Origin of the sequence: Clostridium sp. AF21-20LB, assembly GCF_003478795.1 — a bacterium.
Taxonomy (GTDB): domain Bacteria; phylum Bacillota; class Clostridia; order Lachnospirales; family Lachnospiraceae; genus Otoolea; species Otoolea fessa.
Genome location: NZ_QUGD01000002.1, coordinates 84,609 through 101,780, shown reverse-complemented (window position 1 = coordinate 101,780; position 17,172 = coordinate 84,609). Strand labels below are relative to the sequence as shown.

The following is a 17,172-nucleotide window of genomic DNA, read 5'->3' as shown; positions in this document are numbered from 1 at the left end:
AATGGCAATCCGGTCAATTAGAACTATTGGCGATGAGGTACTGAAAAAAGAGTGTAAGGCAGTGACGGAGGTAACCGATCACACACTTGAACTGATAGAGGATATGTTTGACACGATGTATTCAGCCGGCGGCGTAGGTCTGGCAGCACCGCAGGTCGGTATCCGCAAACAGATCGTAGTAATCGACGTGGAGGACGGCAACCAGTATGTCCTGATCAATCCGGTCATCGAGGAAATGTCCGGCAGCCAGACTGGTCAGGAAGGCTGTTTAAGCGTTCCGGGCAAGGCTGGTATGGTAACCCGTCCGAGCCACGTAAAGGTACGCGCGCTGAACGAAAAAATGGAAGAGTTTGTCCTGGAAGCAGATGATTTCCTGGCACGTGCGATCTGCCATGAGTGCGATCATCTGCACGGACATCTGTATGTGGAGTTGGTAGAAGGTCCGTTAGAGGATGTAACGGCAGAGGAAGAATAAAGCACATTGGCAGAATGAGAGAAAAACAAGAGTGGGGTGACAGGCAGATATGAAGATCGTATTTATGGGAACACCGGATTTTGCGGTTCCGACACTGGAAGCGCTCTATCAGAGCCGGCATGAAGTAGCGGCGGTGGTGACACAGCCAGATAAGCCGAAGGGACGCGGCAAGGCGATGGCAATGCCGCCTGTCAAGGAAAAAGCGCTGGAATATGGAATCCCGGTGTATCAGCCGGTGCGCGTCCGCAAGGATGAGGCATTTTTTGAGGAATTGACGAAGATTCAGCCGGATGTGATCGTCGTGATTGCATTTGGTCAGATTCTGCCGGAGCGGATTCTGAACCTGCCGAAATACGGCTGTATCAACATCCATGCGTCGCTTCTGCCAAAATACCGTGGGGCAGCCCCGATCCAGTGGGCGGTCATCAATGGCGATGAGGTCAGCGGTGTGACGACGATGCAGATGGATGTCGGTCTGGACACCGGAGATATCCTGGATACCGTGGAAGTACGCCTGGATCCGAAAGAGACAGGCGGCAGCCTGTTTGACCGCTTGAGCCTTGCGGGAGGAAAGCTGATTCTCTCCACGCTTGAAAAAGCGGAGGCGGGAATCCTGCATCCGGTTAAACAAGATGAGGCAGAGGCAACCCATGTGACAATGCTCGATAAGTCGATGGGGCAGATCGACTGGTCGATGGATGCGGCAGTGATTGAGCGCCTGATTCGCGGCTTAAATCCATGGCCGAGCGCTTATACAAAATTTGAAGGAAAAACCCTGAAAATCTGGTCGGCGGATGTCGAGGAAGATGCGGCGGGAAGGCCGTCACCGGAGACATTCGGACAGGTGGTATGTGTCGGTAAAGATGCATTCTCTGTCCAGACCGGCAAAGGGCTTCTCACAATTCGGGAACTTCAGCTGGAAGGCAAGAAGCGGATGGATACGGCGGCATTTTTACGCGGATATCCGGTGGAAACGGGAGTAAAGCTCGGATAAAATGAATGCTTCAGCAGGAACTGAACTGCTACAGGCAGCCAGGCGTTTGAAAGGAGTTGGAGTGATATGTACGGATACGGATATGGATATTACAGTATGTTTGATCCGACGATGATTCTGGTATTAATTGGTGTATTTCTGTCATTAGGGGCATCTGCGAAGGTGAAAAGCACCTACGCGCGGTTTTCAAGAGTCCGGAGCATGACTGGCATGACGGGAGCCGAGGCGGCGAGACAGCTTTTAAATTCACAGGGCATCTATGATGTCCAGATCCGCCAGGTGGCAGGCAGTCTGACCGACCACTATGATCCGCGGACCAAGACTGTGAATTTATCTGAGAGTGTATATGGTTCTACTTCGGTCGCGGCGATCGGTGTTGCGGCGCATGAGTGCGGACATGCGATGCAGGATGCATCTGAGTATGTTCCGCTGCGCCTGCGCGGTTCAATGGTGCCGGTGGTCAACATCGGCGCACAGCTTTCCTGGCCTATGATCCTGATTGGTGTCCTGATCGGCGGCATGGGATCTCCGATCGTTTCACTTGGAATTCTTTTATTTTCCTTGTCGGTGCTGTTCCAGCTGGTGACGCTTCCGGTTGAGTTCAATGCATCCGCGCGTGCGGTACGTCTGCTTGATTCAACAGGGATTCTTCGCGGGGAAGAAGTTGGATATACCAAACAGGTGCTTGGTGCGGCGGCACTGACGTATGTGGCAGCGGCGGCTGGTTCGATTTTACAGCTTCTGCGTCTGATTATATTATTTGGAGGACGACGCGATGACTGATGGAACTGCGCTGCGTGAAATAGCGGCAGAAATTTTGACTGAGATTCTGGAAAAGGGACAGTATACACATCTGGCCCTTTTTCAGGCTCTTTCTAAATATCAGTATCTGGAGAAATCAGACCGCTCGTTTTTAAAACGGATTGTGGACGGGACGGTGGAGTATAAAATCCAGATTGATTATATTATCAACGCATATTCCAAAACAAAAGTTCATAAGATGAAACCGTTTATCCGCACACTTCTGCGGATGAGCGTGTACCAGATTTATTATATGGACCGTGTACCGGATTCGGCGGCGTGCAATGAGGCGGTGCGCCTTGCGAAAAAACGCGGATTTTCCGGACTTTCCGGCTTTGTAAATGGTGTGTTGCGTTCTGTGGTGCGTGGAAAAGGCAAACTGACCTTCCCGGATGATTCAGTGCGGTATTCAATGCCGGACTGGATTTTATCTCTCTGGGAGGAAAACTATGGGGCAGAGACGACGCACAGGATGGCACAGGCTGGTCTGGAGAAACGTCCGTTTATGGTGCGGTTTGCCGAGAGCCGTGCAGGGAAAGAAGAGATTCTTGCCTCCCTGTCCGCCCAGGGCGTGACGGCAGAGGAGACAGCGACGGGAAGCGGCGTTTACCGTCTGACGGGAGTGGACTATCCAGAGAGTCTGGATGCGTTCCGCGAAGGACTAATCCGGATTCAGGACCTGAGTTCGTCGCTGGCAGGTGATGCGGCGGGTATTAAAGAGGGTGATTTTGTACTCGATGTCTGTGGGGCACCGGGTGGAAAAGGGCTTCATGCGGCGGATCTGCTGTACGGAACTGGACAGGTTGAGATCCGGGATGTGAGTGATTACAAGGTATCTTTGATCAAGGAGAATATTGCCTGCAGCGGCTGTACAAACGTCTCTGCCTGCGCCTGGAATGCGTGTGAATTCGATGCTTCGATGGAGCAGAAAGCGGATGTGGTCATTGCCGATCTGCCGTGTTCAGGACTTGGCATTATCGGACGCAAGCCGGATATCAAATACAACGCTTCAATGGACGGAATCCGGGACCTGGCTGCATTGCAGCGGCAGATGCTGTCGGTGGTCTGGCAGTACGTGAAGCCGGGTGGAGTGCTGGTTTACAGCACCTGCACGGTCAACCGTCTGGAAAATGATGAAAACCGGGCATGGTTTTTAAACGAATATCCATTTGAGCCGGTTGATATCAGTGGTCGTCTGGGGATTGATTTTCAGGAAGACAGCCTGAAAGAGGGATACATCCAGCTCTATCCGGGCGTTCATCCGTGTGATGGATTTTTCATCTCTGTGATGAAAAGAAAAGGATAACTGGACGGAACAGCGTATGAATACAGGAAAGACTCCGAGAGTGCATATAGGAGAGAGGGAGGCAGTCCGATATGGAAAAGCAGGATATAAAATCAATGACGCAGGAGGAACTGCGTGCCTTTTTGGTGAGTCTGGGTGAAAAACCATTCCGGACCGCCCAGATCTATCAGTGGATGCATGAAAAACTGGCATCTTCCTTTGACGATATGACAAACCTTTCCAAGGTACTCCGGCAGAAGCTGCAGGACGCGTGCGAGTATGTATCGCTGGAAAAGGTACGGGTGCAGATTTCGCAGATCGATGGAACCCGCAAGTACCTGTTCCGCCTCGCGGACGGCAATGTCATCGAGAGTGTCCTGATGCGTTATAAGCATGGAAATTCCGTTTGTATTTCCTCGCAGGTGGGGTGTCGGATGGGCTGCCGTTTCTGTGCTTCGACCCTGGACGGCCTGGAACGGAACCTGCGCCCGTCGGAGATGCTGGACCAGATTTATCAGATTCAGCGCGATACAGGCGAACGCGTTTCCAACGTGGTTGTGATGGGATCGGGTGAACCGCTGGACAATTACGATAACCTGATCCGCTTTATCCATCTTTTGACGGAGGAAGGCGGACTGCATATCAGTCAGCGGAATGTGACGGTTTCCACCTGTGGGCTGGTTCCGAAGATCCGGGAGCTGGCAGATCAGGGACTGACCATCACGCTGGCACTTTCTCTGCATGCGCCGAATGACGAGGTGCGGAAGAGCCTGATGCCGATCGCGCGTACATATGCGTTAAAGGATGTATTGGCGGCCTGTCATTACTATTTTGAAAAAACGGGACGCCGCATGACGTTTGAGTACAGCCTGGTGCAGGGAGTCAACGACAATCTGGACGAGGCGCGCGAGCTGGCGGCGCTGATTCAGGATCAGCACGGGCATGTGAATCTGATTCCGGTCAATCCGATCAAGGAGCGCTCTTATGTACAGTCGGGACGGAAAGCGATCGAAGCATTTAAGGGATGTCTGGAATCCAAGGGAATCAATGTGACAATCCGGCGCGAGATGGGGCGCGACATAGACGGTGCCTGCGGACAGCTCCGGAAGAGCTATATGGATAAAGAGCAGGAGAAAGAAGGTGCGGCAGTCAAATGAAAGCATACGCACTGACGGATATCGGAAAAACGCGTAAGGTCAATCAGGATGCTCAGTTTGCCAGCACGGAGCCGGTGGGAGAACTTTCCAACCTGTTTGTTGTGGCGGACGGAATGGGCGGTCATCAGGCGGGAGATTTTGCTTCGCGCTATCTGATCGAGCATATGCCGGAATATATCAAAGAGAGTGGTGAGAATGAGCCGGTCGCGGCGCTTCGAAAGGGGATCGAGGCAGTCAATCAGGAACTTTATACCCTTTCCTGTGAGCGCGAGGAGCTTGCCGGCATGGGAACAACGCTGGTAGCGGCTTCAATTCAGGGAAATACACTCTATGTGGCAAACGTGGGGGACAGCCGTCTCTACCGGATTGAGCGCTCCGGCATTCATCAGATTACCCGGGATCATTCCTACGTGGAGGCGATGGTCTCGCTGGGACAGATGAGCCGCGGCAGCCGGGAATATGAGACGAAGAAAAATATCATTACCCGCGCAGTCGGGATCGGTGGGCATGTGGAGCCGGATTTCTTTGAGGTTTCACTGAACCCGGGCGATTACGTACTGCTGTGTTCGGACGGGTTAACCAATATGGTGGATAATTCAGCAATTTACCGGATGGTGCTTCTGCCGGGAACCCTGGACACCAAGGCAAGGGCGCTCACGGCGCTCGCAAACCAGAACGGCGGGAAAGATAATATCGCGGTCATATTGATTGACCCGCAGATCAAGGAGGTGAGAGAATCATGATGCTGAAACCGGGAACCTATCTGCAGGATCGCTATGAGATCCTCTCACTGATTGGTACGGGCGGCATGTCAGAGGTGTATCAGGCAAAATGCCACACTCTGAACCGTCTGGTGGCGATCAAGGTTTTAAAGGATGAGTACAGCAGGATGCGAATTTCGTCAGCAAATTCAAGATGGAGGCGCAGGCGGCGGCAGGGCTTTCCCATCCAAATATTGTGAGTGTTTATGACGTTGTGGATGAGGGCAGTCTTCATTATATCGTCATGGAACTCATCGAGGGAATCACGCTGAAAAGCTACATTCTCAAGAAAGGTCATCTGGGCGTTAAAGAAACGATTGGAATTGCCATCCAGGTAGCGCAGGGGCTGGCAGCGGCACATGACCAGCATATTGTGCACCGGGACATCAAACCGCAGAATATGATTATCTCGCGTGACGGCAAGGTGAAGGTGGCGGATTTCGGTATTGCCAGAGCTGTATCGTCCCAGACGATCGGGGTCAATGCGGTCGGTTCCGTGCATTATATCTCGCCGGAGCAGGCAAAAGGAAATTATAGCGACGGACGAAGCGATCTGTATTCACTGGGAATCACGATGTATGAGATGCTAACAGGAAACTTCCGTTTGACGGGGATAACCCGGTTTCAGTGGCACTGGCGCATTTGGAAGAACCGGTGCAGCCGCCGAGCCGCATCAACCCGGAGGTGTCGGCAAGCCTGGACCGCATTATTTTAAAATGTACCCAAAAAAAGCCGGAACGCCGTTACCAGAATGCGTATGAGCTGATCGCGGATCTGCGCCATGCGCTGGTGGATCCAAACGATGATTTCCTGAAAAAAGAACCGGAATTTGATGAAAATTCCCCGACAGTCGTGCGCGGGGCAGAGGAACTGAACCGCCAGATGGAGGCACAGAGAAATCGAAATCTGGAACAGACGATGGAACATCCGGCAGTGAGTGAAAAGACCGGACCGGTTCCGACAGAAAATGAACGTGGTGAGGTAGTCTGGAAAGAGCCGGAACCGTCGGAGAACGAGATAGAAGGTTGGCAGGAAGAAGAGACGGATGTCTATGAGGAAGAAACCTCAAGGCGCCCAGACCGTAGACGGAAGGGACGCCGTATAGAAGAAGACAGCGAGGATGTCAATCCGCAGATGGAGCGCCTGCTTACGATGATTGGAATCGGTGCAGCCGTATTGATTGTGGTGGTTGTGATTGTCATTGCTGCGAAGTTGACAGGCATCTTTAATCTGGGATCTGGTAGTCAGAAGCATCCGAAGACGACCGTTGAAGCTTCTTCGGAGGCGTCTGAGAGCGAGAGTCTGGAATCAACGGAGTGCAGGGTTCCGCCTCTGGACGGCATGACGGAGGATGAGGCGAAGACAGCATTGGAAAAGCAGTCGTTGAAAATCCGTTATGAATATGAAAAGTCGGAAACCTCTGAAAAGGGGAAGGTCATCGGTCAGAGTATTGCCAGCGGCACGGTTGTCTCGAAACAGACGGAAGTTATCGTCACGATCGGAGAAGGCAATGAGGCAATAGATTTGACGAAACTTGGACTGGAAGAGATGTCCAGCGAGGATGCAGAGACGCTTCTGGCAGAAGAAAATAAACTGACCGTAGTAGTGCAGAAAGAGAGCAGCGATACGGTTGCCTCCGGTATAGTGATCCGATACAGTCCGTCCAGCGTGGATCCAGGCGGTACGGTGACGCTGTATGTCAGCACAGGTCCGAACGTACCGACGGTACCGATGCCGAGGATTACAGGGCTTTCAGAGGAAAATGCAAAAGTTGTTCTGGAAGCGGTCGGATTAGGGCTTGGCGAGCGCAAGGAAGCGAAGAGTTCAGAAGTGGCAAAGGGCAAGATCATCAGTCAGGATGTCCTGGAGAAAACAGATACACCGGAGGGAAGTGCCATTGGCTATACAGTCAGTCTGGGAAAAGGAACCCGCTATGTGGCGGCGATCAACGATGAATTCCAGATGAGTGAACTGTTTGGACCAAGTTCCGGAGATACGCATATCCGCGTCAGTATTGTGATGAAGCAGACGATTGCCGGCAATACTGTGACTAAGACGGTCATGGAACCGAGGGAGATCGGCGGCGATATCACGCTTCCGATTCATTATAATATCGAGGGAGCGGACGGTGTGCAGACAGGTGAGCTGCAGATCCTCGATCTGACGAACGATCGGGTTCTAAAAACGTATCAGCTTGAATTTGTGGAAGTTTCAGATAATTAATAAGAGGTAGTTGTAAGGTACAGATATGCAGGGAAAGATAATTAAAGGGATCGGCGGTTTCTATTATGTACACGACGGTATTGGAAAGGTATATGAATGCCGTGCAAAGGGAATTTTCCGAAATCGCGGCATCAAGCCGCTGGTAGGCGATGACGTGGAGATCAGTGTTCTCGATGAGGAGAAGGCGACAGGCAATCTCGATGAGATCCTTCCTCGTAAAAACCGTCTGATCCGCCCGGCGGTTTCAAATGTTGATCAGGCGGTGGTGGTTTTTGCCATCACCGATCCGATGCCAAATTTAAACCTTCTCGACCGCTTCCTCGTCATGATGGAACGGCAGGAAGTTCCGGTCAGCATCTGTTTCAACAAGATCGATCTGGTTGATGCAGCCGAGCAGGAGAAGCTGCGTGCGATCTATGAACCGGCGGGCTATCCGGTGCATTTTATCAGCACCTACGAAAAATCAGGGCTGGAGGAGTTTCATCGGTTGATCATTGGGAAAACAACGGTCTTAGCAGGACCTTCGGGTGTCGGAAAATCGTCGATCACGAACTTTATCCAGCCGGAGGCACAGATGGAAACGGGCGGTATCAGTGAGAAGATCCGCCGGGGCAAACATACGACGCGCCATTCAGAACTGTTTTTCGTGGAAGAGAGCACCTATATGATGGATACGCCGGGATTCAGTTCTCTCTATATCGAGGATTTGGAGCCGGAGGCGCTCAAGGACTTTTTCCCGGAATTTGAGGCATATGAGGATGAATGCCGTTTCTTAGGCTGTGTCCACATTGGCGAGCGCGAATGCGGCGTCAAGACGGCGGTGCAGGAGCATAAGATCGGGCAGAGCCGGTATGACAATTACCGTTTGATGTATCAGGAATTAAAAGAGAAAAAGAAATACGGCAGAAGCAGCCGTTGAGGATATTATACAAAAAATGGGAGGAAAGAACCATGATTATATTATCACCTTCGATTCTGGGGGCAGATTTTACGAAGCTGGGAGAGCAGGTCGCTGAGGTGGACAAGGCAGGTGCACAGTACATCCATCTGGATGTGATGGATGGCGCGTTTGTGCCGAGTATCTCCTTTGGAATGCCGGTAATTAAGAGCCTGCGCCCGGTGACGGATCGTGTGTTTGACGTACACATGATGGTGGAAGAACCGGGACGTTACGTAGAGGATATCAAAAAAGCGGGGGCGGATCTGATCTGTGTGCATCAGGAAGCCTGTCTTCATCTGGACCGCACGATCGCGCAGATCCGTGAGGCAGGGCTGCAAACAGGTGTAGCGTTAAATCCGGCGACCCCGGTCGAGACACTGGATGTTATTTTGCCGGAGGTGGACATGGTTCTTCTGATGACGGTCAACCCGGGATTTGGCGGTCAGAAATTTATTCCATATACGGTAGAAAAAATCAAGAAGCTGCGCGCAATGTGCAGCGAGAGGGGACTTTCCACCCGCATTGAGGTGGACGGAGGAATCACGCCGGACAATGTGCGGACGGTATTAGAGGCAGGAGCCGATGTGATCGTGGCGGGAAGCGCCGTATTTAAGGGAAACCCGGCTGGGAATGTAAAAACATTTTTAAATATTTTTCAGGAATTTGAACAGGGATGATGAAGATGAAGCGTTGTTTGATTGTGACAGGCGGAACGATTGATATTGCGTTTGCGAAAGATTTTCTCTCACAGCGCTCGTATGACTATGTAATTGCGGCAGATGCGGGGCTGGAGGTTCTGCGCCCGCTGCATATTTCTCCGAATGCGGTGGTCGGCGATCTGGACACGGTGGATAAAAAGGTTCTGGAAGAATATCAGAACCAGCCGGACATCGAATTTGAGATCCATAAACCGGAGAAGGATGAGACGGATACGGAGCTGGCGCTTTTGACGGCGGCGCGCCAGGGCTGTGAGGCAGTTGATATCCTGGGGGCGCTGGGCGGCCGTATGGATCACGCCATCGGCAATATCCAGCTGATGTATCAGTTTTTCTGCCAGGGAATGGAAGTGAATATTTATGATGCCCGCAACCGCCTGTATCTTCTGGGCGGGCATAAGGTATTTCACCGGGAAGAGGTGTATGGAAAATACATTTCGTTCCTGCCGATGACCGAGACTGTCGAGGGACTGACGCTGCGGGGATTTAAATACCCGCTCCAGCGGCGGACGATCGGGCTGGGGACGAGTCTCTGCATCAGCAATGAACTCAAACGGGAAGAGGGCATTCTGGAGCTGGAGAGAGGCGTCCTTTTGTGCGTGGAGGCACATGATTAATTCGGATAAAAAAGTGGCAAGTAAAACTGACCTGCTTAAAATGATAAAACTGTATGTTTTTCAGGGGACAAGATTGTGCTATGATGAGTCCAATAACAAGGGAGGATGAAACATCATGGCAAACAAATCAAATCAGGCTTACAAGATCGCGATGGTCGGTCTGCTGGCAGCTCTCTCCTATGTCGTATTTACATACGGACAGGTGAAGATCACACTTCCGGGCGGCGATGCAACTTCCATTCATCTGGGAAATGCAGTCTGTGTCATCGGGGCACTCTTAGTCGGCGGCTTTTACGGCGGTTTGGGAGGTGCTATCGGCATGACGATAGGTGACCTTCTCGATCCGGTTTATATTGTATATGCACCGAAGACATTTATCTGCAAACTTTGCATCGGACTGATCGCCGGATTCGTAGCACATCGTCTGGGCAAGATTGACCGGAGCACCGATAAGAACCACATCCTTGGTTTTACGATTGCAGCAGCGGTGGCAGGTCTTTTATTCAACGTCATTGCAGATCCGCTGATCGGATATTATTATAAACTCTGGATCATCGGTAAACCGGCGGCAGAGCTCACACTTGCATGGAATATCGCAGCGACTTCGATCAATGCGGTGACATCTACGATTGCGTCTGTTGTTATATATATGGCAGTTCGTCCGGCACTCCGCAAGGCAGGTTTTCTGGATGCATTGTCTGTAGAAGCGAGAGCATAAGGCAATTTATCTCAGTCGAGAAGAATTAAAATGAAATACATACAGGAGACTGTGGTTGGGCAGAATGGGAAAAACATCTGTCCGGGCGCAGTCTCCTTGTTGCGTCATTGGAGTGTGCGGCTTATGAAACACAAATGCATAGATACACGCTTGTAGAAACCAGAATCATGCTGCAGGCAGTCGTATCTGCCGCGAGAATATGTTAGATTATAAAGTTGCTTAAAATCTAAGAGAATGAGGAAAAATTATACATGGAAGGAATTCAGAAGAAAATAGCGGTTTTAAATGACCTGTCAGGCTACGGGCGCTGTTCGCTGACGGCGGCGATGCCGGTTATCAGCGCCCTCAAGGTACAGTGCTGTCCGGTGGTGACGGCGGTGCTGTCCAATCACGCGGGATATCCGGAATGCTATATGGATGATTATACGATCGGATGGAGGCATACCTGGAGCCGTGGCGGAAGATGGGATTTGAGATGGACGGAATCATGACTGGATTCTTAGGTTCTGCCAGACAGGCGTCGATCGTGGCAGATTTTATCCGGGATTTCAAACGGGAAAATACGCAGGTTTTGGTAGATCCGACGATGGGCGACCACGGACATCTCTACAGCGTCTGTGACGAGGATCTGATCGAGGCGATGCGGGAGCTGATGCAGTATGCGGACGTTGTCACGCCAAATCTGACGGAAGCCTGTGCCCTGACGGACACGCTGTATCAGGAAAATGGATGGAGTAAGCGCAAGCTCTCAGATCTGACCTGGAAGCTTCACCTTTTGGGCGCGCGGTCAGTCATTTTGACAGGCGTGGTCAAGGGCAAACAGATCCTCAACGTGATCCATGAGCGCGGCAAGGATCCGGTCTTTCATGCAACTAAATTTGTGGCGGGCAATTACCACGGAACCGGGGATGTCTTTGCAGCAGTCATCGGTGCCAGCATGGTGCGAGGTGTGCCGATGGAGGAAGCCGTCAGACGGGCCGCAGCTTTTACAAAAAAATGTGTGGAAAAGACAGAAGAACTTGGTGCCCCGGAGCAGGACGGACTGTGCCTGGAGGCGTGTCTGTCCTATTTGACGAAATTGAGTTAAATATAATGGGCAGTCTATCCTGTTTTGTTTCAAAATGCAAAAATGATGTTACTGGGCACGTATGCGTGAACAATAACAAAATGATTTGAAGAACAGAGGAACTCTTGAAACAGGGCTTTTCATTCGTACAAAGTTGTAGTATAATTATAACTAGTTTTCGTGCAGTTAATTGCATAACAGTAGGAGGAAGATATGTTAGATCTTAAATTCGTCAGAGAAAATCCTGACATTGTAAAGCAGAATATTAAAAATAAGTTCCAGGACAAGAAAATTCCGCTGGTAGATGAGGTAATTGAGCTGGATGCCAAGAACCGTGCAGCGAAGAAGGAAGCAGACGATCTGCGTGCGAACAAGAACAAGATTGCAAAACAGATCGGTGCTCTGATGGGTCAGGGAAAGAAAGAGGAAGCAGAAGAGCTGAAGAAACAGGTAGCAGAGCAGTCTGCCCGCCTGTCTGAGCTGGAAGAGCAGGAGAAGGATCTTGGCGAGCGCATCTTAAAGATTATGATGACCATCCCGAACATCATTGATCCGAGTGTTCCGATCGGTAAAGACGACAGCGAGAACGTAGAGATCGAGCGCTTCGGCGAGCCGGTTGTACCGGATTTCGAGATCCCGTACCACACCGAGATTATGGAGAAATTTAACGGCATCGATCTGGACAGTGCCAGAAAGGTAGCTGGAAATGGTTTCTATTACCTGATGGGCGATATCGCAAGACTTCATTCTGCTGTTATCGCATATGCAAGAGATTTCATGATTGACCGTGGATTTACCTACTGTATCCCGCCGTTCATGATCCGCAGCAATGTTGTAACCGGCGTTATGAGTTTCGATGAGATGGATGCGATGATGTACAAGATCGAGGGCGAGGATCTTTACCTGATCGGTACTAGCGAGCACTCTATGATCGGTAAATTCATTGATACCGTAGTTCCGGAGGAAGAGCTTCCGAAGACACTGACCAGCTATTCTCCGTGTTTCCGTAAAGAGAAGGGCGCTCACGGCATCGAGGAGAGAGGCGTATACCGCATCCACCAGTTTGAGAAACAGGAAATGATCGTAGTCTGCAAACCGGAAGACAGCAAGATGTGGTATGACAAACTGTGGAAGAACACCGTGGACCTGTTCCGTTCCATGGATATTCCGGTTCGTACTCTGGAGTGCTGCTCCGGAGACCTGGCTGATCTGAAAGTAAAATCCGTTGATGTAGAGGCATGGTCCCCGCGTCAGAAGAAATATTTCGAGGTTGGAAGCTGCTCCAACTTAGGTGATGCACAGGCAAGACGTCTGAAGATCCGTGTCAACGGCAAAGACGGCAAATACTTTGCACACACCTTGAACAACACTGTAGTAGCTCCGCCGCGTATGCTGATCGCATTCTTAGAGAACAACCTGCAGGCAGACGGTTCTGTCCGCATTCCGGAGGTTCTGCGTCCGTATATGGGTGGTAAGAGCGAGATTCGCTAAGTTCATTTGAGTCCAGTAAAAAAACGCCATGGGTTGTGTGCCTGTGGCGTTTTTTACTGGACTCATTGTGAATTGTAGAAATATAGACATTGTCTTTTTTCAGGCGGCATTATGATGGCAGTTCTTCCAGCTGATTCGACGGCGTCGCCATCATCGAATAATTCGTATGATAAATCACAAATCCCGGAGCAGCGCCCGCTACTTTTTTGACCTGCTTTTTCTGTACATAATCGATCTCAACTTTTTCATTTTCCCGTCCCTTGGAATAGTAGGCAGCCAGCCCGGCAGCTTCCTCGAAGGTGCGGTCCGGAAGCTCTTTTCCTTCGGATTTCACAATGACATGGGAACCTGGAATCCCTTTTGCGTGGAACCACCAGTCATTTCCAGTCGCGATCTTGAAGGTCAGCTCCTCATTCTGGTAGTTGTTTTTGCCGACGTAGATATGGAATCCGTCGGAGGAAAGGTAGTGGAATGGGCGGCTTGTGATTTTCACTTTCTTTCCAGCCGGACCGTGCTTTTTGATGAAGCCATATTCCGTCAGCTCCTGCTTGATCTGGGTCAGATCTTCCTCCTTTAAGGCAATATCGAGGGAGGTACTGATGGATTCGAGGTGCTCGATCTCCTGCTTCGTCTCCTCAATGAGCTGGCTCTGAGCCTCGAAAGTACGTTTGAGCTTTCCATATTTGTCAAAATACTTCTGCGAATTTTCGCGGGCGGTCAGCTGCGGGTCAAGCGGGATCTTGACCTCTTTTCCTGTGTAGTAGTTCGTGCAGACAAGTTCTTTTTCGCCGCCGGTCAGCTCATAACCGTAGGTGTTTAACAGCTCGCCGTAGAGCTTGTATTTATCCCGTTTTTCGGTGTCCTTTAACTGTTTCTGCTGCAAATCGTATTTTTTATAATTGCGCTCCAGGGCAGTCTGGACGATCCGGCGCAGATCCGAGGATTTCTGGCGGATTCGTGTGATGACGTTCTTGGACGCATAGTAGGTCTCCAGCACTTTACTGATCGAATCAAAGTGTTCGACCTGATATTCCGGCGGGAACGAGGTCAATGGGAGAGCAGCAAATTCCATTGGCTCATCTTCACGGTATACGATGCAGGGCGAGAACTGTCCATTTTTGATGGATTCCATTGCCAGTTCCAGCGTGTGACCGAGGTGCGTGCGCTCCAGCTCATTCAGTTCCGATGCGGGGCGGTCGGCATCGATCGATGCCTCATAGCAGAATTCTTCTGCCATGACCGGGCTGATACCGGTGAAATTCGTGTAAATGGCTTTTCCTGCCGGTGCCGGTGACTGTGCCAGAATGGCGGCGAAATCATCGGCAGATGCAGTCAGCGGATCCTGCTTCGCGACCGTCTGCGGGAGGAAATATTGCCGTCCCGGCAGAACCTCGCGCACGGAGCTGACCTGCACGGAGATATGTTTGATACTGTCGAGGATCGTGCCGTCAGGGCTGCAGAAAATGATATTGCTGTATTTTCCCATCAGTTCGACGATAAGCAGCTTGCGGCAGAGGTCACCCATCTCGTCCAGATGTTCGATCTCAAAATGAATACAGCGTTCCAGACCCGGCTGGCTGACCGACACGATGCGTCCGCTTCCGATGTGCTTGCGAAGCAGCATACAGAAATTCGGGGCAGTCATCGGTCCCTGCTTGTTGGTATCCGTCAGATATGCCAGCGGGAGACTTGCGTTGACCGAGAGAAGAAGTCGTTTCGTCTCCCGGAAGTTCTTTATGGTAAAAAGAAGTTCATCGCGCTCGGTCTGCGTGATCTTTGCGATCTTGCCGCCGGTAAGCGCGTCACTAAACTCCTTAACCAGGTTTGCGATTACAATTCCGTCAAATGCCATGGTTTGGTGCTCCTTTATTTGTGTAGTATCTACTATTATAATGAAAGAAGACACGAAAAACAATCACTTTTAAATTCGGTTGACGCTTGCGGCGATTTGCATTATAATACCATTATCTATGGATGAAAGAGAGAGGCGTCACTATGCTTAAAAGTATGACTGGATTTGGCCGATGCGAGATGGCAACGGATGAATATAAGATTTCTGTGGAGATGAAGGCGGTAAACCACCGTTACTTGGATCTCAGCATTAAGATGCCGAAGAAATTTAATTACTTTGAGGCGGCGATTCGCGCGCAGCTCAAGAAATACATTCAGCGGGGAAAGGTAGATGTCTTTATTTCCTATGAAGATTATACGGATGAGAAGATGTCCTTAAAGTACAATCGTTCCCTGGCCGGCGAGTATATGGATTATTTCCGTCAGATGGCGGACGAGCTTGGGATTCCGAATGACGCGACGGTGATGCGTCTTGCACGGTGTCCGGAGGTCTTTACGATGGAGCAGGCGCCGGAGGACGAGGAGCATATGTGGCAGATTCTCGAAAAGGCGATCGGCGAGGCGGCAGAGAAATTTGTCGAGACACGCACACGCGAGGGTGAGAATCTGAAGCAGGATCTGCTTGGCAAGCTGGACTATATGGTAACGCTGGTCGATCAGATTGAAGAACGTTCCCCGAAGATCGTGGAAGAATACCGGGCGAAACTGGAAGATAAGGTGAAAGAGCTTCTGGAAGGAAGCAGCGTCGATGAAGGCCGGATTGCGGCAGAGGTTGTGATTTTTGCAGATAAGATCTGCACCGATGAGGAGACGGTCCGCCTGAGAAGCCATATCGAGGCGACCCGCAAGGAGCTGACGGCGGGCGGAAGCGTCGGACGTAAGCTGGATTTCATTGCACAGGAGATGAACCGAGAGGCGAATACGATCCTTTCCAAGGCAAACGATCTGGAGGTTTCCGATTGTGCGATTGCACTCAAGACAGAGATCGAGAAAGTCAGAGAGCAGATTCAGAATATTGAATAGCCGATCATGCTGGAAGAGGTATTCACGGAAAGCTGCCGTTGGCGGTGAAAATACGGAGAATATGAAATATTGTAATAATAGATAGAATTTAGAAAGCAGGCGAAATATATGGATAATCAGGGAGTACTGGCAGTTATATCCGGATTTTCAGGGGCAGGCAAGGGAACATTGATGCGTGCATTGCTGGAGCGGTATGACAATTATGCCCTTTCCATCTCCGCGACCACCCGTGCACCGCGCGAGGGCGAGGTTGATGGAAGAGAGTATTTCTTTAAGACCCGGGAAGAGTTCGAACAGATGATCGAACACGATGAGCTGGTCGAATACGCCCAGTATGTCGGAAACTATTACGGCACACCGAAGGAGTATGTGTTTTCCAACCTGAAAGCGGGCAAGGATGTCCTTTTGGAGATTGAGATTCAGGGTGCCCTGAAAATCAAGAAGAAATTCCCGGAGGCAGTTCTCATTTTTGTCACGCCGCCGAGTGCCGGGGAGCTTAGAAACCGGCTGGCAAGTCGTGGAACCGAGACACCTGAGAAGATTGCCGCACGGCTTTCGAGAGCAGCGGAGGAGTCCAAGCAGATGGATGACTACGATTTCATTCTGGTGAATGATGAGGTAGACCGCTGTGTAGAAGAAATGCACGCACTGATTCAGGCGATGCATGCCAGAACAGAAAATCACAAGACTTTGATTGAAAAAATAAAAGAAGAGATGAAGCAATTCTGAAAGGAGAAAGATGTATTATGATGCTGCGTCCGTCATATCTTGACTTAATTAATGTTGTAAACAAAGAGGCTGAGCCGGGGAAAGAACCGCTGATTCAGAGCCGTTACTCCATCGTAATTGCGACTGCAAAGCGTGCAAGACAGCTGATCGCCGGTGATGAGGCACTGGTCATTGAGAATGGAAGAAAACCGCTTTCGATCGCGATCGACGAGCTGTACCATTCTAAGGTTAAAATTGTAGCAGAGAACGATTCCCCGGAGGAAGAGGTCTAAAAGGTGACAGAAGACCGTCCCGTGTTCATTATGTACATGGAGATGGTCTTTTC

The 17,172-nt window shown here is 50.7% G+C and carries 20 protein-coding genes; 19 read left to right on the top strand and 1 reads right to left on the bottom strand.

Translation table 11 applies throughout. The features are described from left to right. The first annotated feature begins 1 nt into the window (after nucleotide 1). From def to serS, 16 genes are all read left to right on the top strand, one after another. Complete coding sequence (gene def / locus DWX76_RS01930) at nucleotides 2-475, top strand: peptide deformylase (protein WP_118293195.1); 474 nt, start codon at nucleotides 2-4, stop codon at nucleotides 473-475. A 49-nt stretch (nucleotides 476-524) separates the two neighbouring features. Further along, complete coding sequence (gene fmt, locus DWX76_RS01925; RefSeq protein ID WP_118482175.1) at nucleotides 525-1,469, top strand: methionyl-tRNA formyltransferase; 945 nt, start codon at nucleotides 525-527, stop codon at nucleotides 1,467-1,469. 66 nt (nucleotides 1,470-1,535) lie between these two features. Continuing rightward, nucleotides 1,536-2,252: a zinc metallopeptidase gene (locus DWX76_RS01920; RefSeq protein ID WP_118482174.1), complete on the top strand. Its 717-nt coding sequence runs from the start codon at nucleotides 1,536-1,538 to the stop codon at nucleotides 2,250-2,252. Beyond that, the gene (rsmB, locus tag DWX76_RS01915; RefSeq protein ID WP_118482173.1) at nucleotides 2,245-3,576 is read left to right on the top strand and encodes a 16S rRNA (cytosine(967)-C(5))-methyltransferase RsmB; all 1,332 of its coding nucleotides are present in this window, start codon (nucleotides 2,245-2,247) and stop codon (nucleotides 3,574-3,576) included. The genes DWX76_RS01920 and rsmB overlap by 8 nt, the downstream gene beginning before the upstream one ends. Before the next feature lie 71 nt (nucleotides 3,577-3,647). Then, a complete protein-coding gene (gene rlmN, locus DWX76_RS01910) occupies nucleotides 3,648-4,712 on the top strand; it encodes a 23S rRNA (adenine(2503)-C(2))-methyltransferase RlmN (protein WP_022358690.1) in 1,065 nt (354 codons plus the stop codon). Then, the gene (locus DWX76_RS01905) at nucleotides 4,709-5,455 is read left to right on the top strand and encodes a Stp1/IreP family PP2C-type Ser/Thr phosphatase (RefSeq protein ID WP_118482172.1); all 747 of its coding nucleotides are present in this window, start codon (nucleotides 4,709-4,711) and stop codon (nucleotides 5,453-5,455) included. Before rlmN ends, DWX76_RS01905 begins: the two co-directional genes overlap by 4 nt. Then, nucleotides 5,452-5,673: a hypothetical protein gene (locus tag DWX76_RS14770; RefSeq protein WP_347474943.1), complete on the top strand. Its 222-nt coding sequence runs from the start codon at nucleotides 5,452-5,454 to the stop codon at nucleotides 5,671-5,673. Before DWX76_RS01905 ends, DWX76_RS14770 begins: the two co-directional genes overlap by 4 nt. Continuing rightward, nucleotides 5,628-6,188: a protein kinase domain-containing protein gene (locus DWX76_RS14765; RefSeq protein WP_347474944.1), complete on the top strand. Its 561-nt coding sequence runs from the start codon at nucleotides 5,628-5,630 to the stop codon at nucleotides 6,186-6,188. Before DWX76_RS14770 ends, DWX76_RS14765 begins: the two co-directional genes overlap by 46 nt. Continuing rightward, nucleotides 6,101-7,696, top strand: a complete 1,596-nt coding sequence (locus DWX76_RS01900; protein ID WP_412693951.1) for a PASTA domain-containing protein — start codon at nucleotides 6,101-6,103, stop codon at nucleotides 7,694-7,696. The genes DWX76_RS14765 and DWX76_RS01900 overlap by 88 nt, the downstream gene beginning before the upstream one ends. A gap of 25 nt (nucleotides 7,697-7,721) precedes the next feature. Then, a complete protein-coding gene (gene rsgA, locus DWX76_RS01895) occupies nucleotides 7,722-8,615 on the top strand; it encodes a ribosome small subunit-dependent GTPase A (protein WP_106999960.1) in 894 nt (297 codons plus the stop codon). 32 nt (nucleotides 8,616-8,647) lie between these two features. Then, nucleotides 8,648-9,313: a ribulose-phosphate 3-epimerase gene (gene rpe, locus DWX76_RS01890; protein ID WP_022360278.1), complete on the top strand. Its 666-nt coding sequence runs from the start codon at nucleotides 8,648-8,650 to the stop codon at nucleotides 9,311-9,313. A gap of 5 nt (nucleotides 9,314-9,318) precedes the next feature. Then, nucleotides 9,319-9,969: a thiamine diphosphokinase gene (locus tag DWX76_RS01885; protein ID WP_107000407.1), complete on the top strand. Its 651-nt coding sequence runs from the start codon at nucleotides 9,319-9,321 to the stop codon at nucleotides 9,967-9,969. Between the two features lie 115 nt (nucleotides 9,970-10,084). Continuing rightward, complete coding sequence (locus DWX76_RS01880; protein WP_022360276.1) at nucleotides 10,085-10,687, top strand: ECF transporter S component; 603 nt, start codon at nucleotides 10,085-10,087, stop codon at nucleotides 10,685-10,687. 251 nt (nucleotides 10,688-10,938) lie between these two features. Next, nucleotides 10,939-11,178 carry a hypothetical protein gene (locus DWX76_RS14200; RefSeq protein ID WP_243022426.1) on the top strand — a complete coding sequence of 80 codons (240 nt, stop codon included), beginning with the start codon at nucleotides 10,939-10,941 and terminating at the stop codon, nucleotides 11,176-11,178. Beyond that, entirely contained in the window at nucleotides 11,121-11,774 is a 654-nt protein-coding gene (locus tag DWX76_RS01875; protein WP_243022425.1) for a PfkB family carbohydrate kinase, read from the top strand. Before DWX76_RS14200 ends, DWX76_RS01875 begins: the two co-directional genes overlap by 58 nt. A gap of 192 nt (nucleotides 11,775-11,966) precedes the next feature. After that, nucleotides 11,967-13,244, top strand: a complete 1,278-nt coding sequence (gene serS, locus DWX76_RS01870) for a serine--tRNA ligase (protein ID WP_022360274.1) — start codon at nucleotides 11,967-11,969, stop codon at nucleotides 13,242-13,244. A 109-nt stretch (nucleotides 13,245-13,353) separates the two neighbouring features. Here the strand turns inward: serS and DWX76_RS01865 are convergent, their stop codons facing one another. Then, nucleotides 13,354-15,096, bottom strand: a complete 1,743-nt coding sequence (locus tag DWX76_RS01865) for an NFACT family protein (RefSeq protein ID WP_118293189.1) — start codon at nucleotides 15,094-15,096, stop codon at nucleotides 13,354-13,356. Nucleotides 15,097-15,239: 143 nt separating this feature from the next. On the opposite strand from DWX76_RS01865, the gene DWX76_RS01860 reads away from it, so the two are divergent. The 3 genes from DWX76_RS01860 to rpoZ all read left to right on the top strand — a co-directional run bounded on the left by DWX76_RS01860 (nucleotide 15,240) and on the right by rpoZ (nucleotide 17,119). Next, on the top strand, nucleotides 15,240-16,118 hold the full coding sequence (locus tag DWX76_RS01860; protein WP_118468641.1) for a YicC/YloC family endoribonuclease: 879 nt from the start codon (nucleotides 15,240-15,242) through the stop codon (nucleotides 16,116-16,118). Nucleotides 16,119-16,226: 108 nt separating this feature from the next. Beyond that, on the top strand, nucleotides 16,227-16,847 hold the full coding sequence (gene gmk, locus DWX76_RS01855) for a guanylate kinase (protein WP_118570019.1): 621 nt from the start codon (nucleotides 16,227-16,229) through the stop codon (nucleotides 16,845-16,847). Between the two features lie 17 nt (nucleotides 16,848-16,864). Further along, entirely contained in the window at nucleotides 16,865-17,119 is a 255-nt protein-coding gene (gene rpoZ, locus DWX76_RS01850) for a DNA-directed RNA polymerase subunit omega (protein WP_022360270.1), read from the top strand. Nucleotides 17,120-17,172: the final 53 nt, after the last annotated feature.

Excerpts from the sequence above, each read along its gene's own strand:
- def (WP_118293195.1), top strand. The coding sequence starts at position 2 with ATGGCAATCCGGTCAATTAGAACTATTGGCGATGAGGTACTGAAAAAA.
- fmt (WP_118482175.1), top strand. The coding sequence starts at position 525 with ATGAAGATCGTATTTATGGGAACACCGGATTTTGCGGTTCCGACACTG.
- DWX76_RS01920 (WP_118482174.1), top strand. The coding sequence starts at position 1,536 with ATGTACGGATACGGATATGGATATTACAGTATGTTTGATCCGACGATG.
- rsmB (WP_118482173.1), top strand. The coding sequence starts at position 2,245 with ATGACTGATGGAACTGCGCTGCGTGAAATAGCGGCAGAAATTTTGACT.
- rlmN (WP_022358690.1), top strand. The coding sequence starts at position 3,648 with ATGGAAAAGCAGGATATAAAATCAATGACGCAGGAGGAACTGCGTGCC.
- DWX76_RS01905 (WP_118482172.1), top strand. The coding sequence starts at position 4,709 with ATGAAAGCATACGCACTGACGGATATCGGAAAAACGCGTAAGGTCAAT.
- DWX76_RS14770 (WP_347474943.1), top strand. The coding sequence starts at position 5,452 with ATGATGCTGAAACCGGGAACCTATCTGCAGGATCGCTATGAGATCCTC.
- DWX76_RS14765 (WP_347474944.1), top strand. The coding sequence starts at position 5,628 with ATGGAGGCGCAGGCGGCGGCAGGGCTTTCCCATCCAAATATTGTGAGT.
- rsgA (WP_106999960.1), top strand. The coding sequence starts at position 7,722 with ATGCAGGGAAAGATAATTAAAGGGATCGGCGGTTTCTATTATGTACAC.
- rpe (WP_022360278.1), top strand. The coding sequence starts at position 8,648 with ATGATTATATTATCACCTTCGATTCTGGGGGCAGATTTTACGAAGCTG.
- DWX76_RS01885 (WP_107000407.1), top strand. The coding sequence starts at position 9,319 with ATGAAGCGTTGTTTGATTGTGACAGGCGGAACGATTGATATTGCGTTT.
- DWX76_RS01880 (WP_022360276.1), top strand. The coding sequence starts at position 10,085 with ATGGCAAACAAATCAAATCAGGCTTACAAGATCGCGATGGTCGGTCTG.
- DWX76_RS14200 (WP_243022426.1), top strand. The coding sequence starts at position 10,939 with ATGGAAGGAATTCAGAAGAAAATAGCGGTTTTAAATGACCTGTCAGGC.
- DWX76_RS01875 (WP_243022425.1), top strand. The coding sequence starts at position 11,121 with ATGGAGGCATACCTGGAGCCGTGGCGGAAGATGGGATTTGAGATGGAC.
- serS (WP_022360274.1), top strand. The coding sequence starts at position 11,967 with ATGTTAGATCTTAAATTCGTCAGAGAAAATCCTGACATTGTAAAGCAG.
- DWX76_RS01865 (WP_118293189.1), bottom strand. The coding sequence starts at position 15,096 with ATGGCATTTGACGGAATTGTAATCGCAAACCTGGTTAAGGAGTTTAGT.
- DWX76_RS01860 (WP_118468641.1), top strand. The coding sequence starts at position 15,240 with ATGCTTAAAAGTATGACTGGATTTGGCCGATGCGAGATGGCAACGGAT.
- gmk (WP_118570019.1), top strand. The coding sequence starts at position 16,227 with ATGGATAATCAGGGAGTACTGGCAGTTATATCCGGATTTTCAGGGGCA.
- rpoZ (WP_022360270.1), top strand. The coding sequence starts at position 16,865 with ATGATGCTGCGTCCGTCATATCTTGACTTAATTAATGTTGTAAACAAA.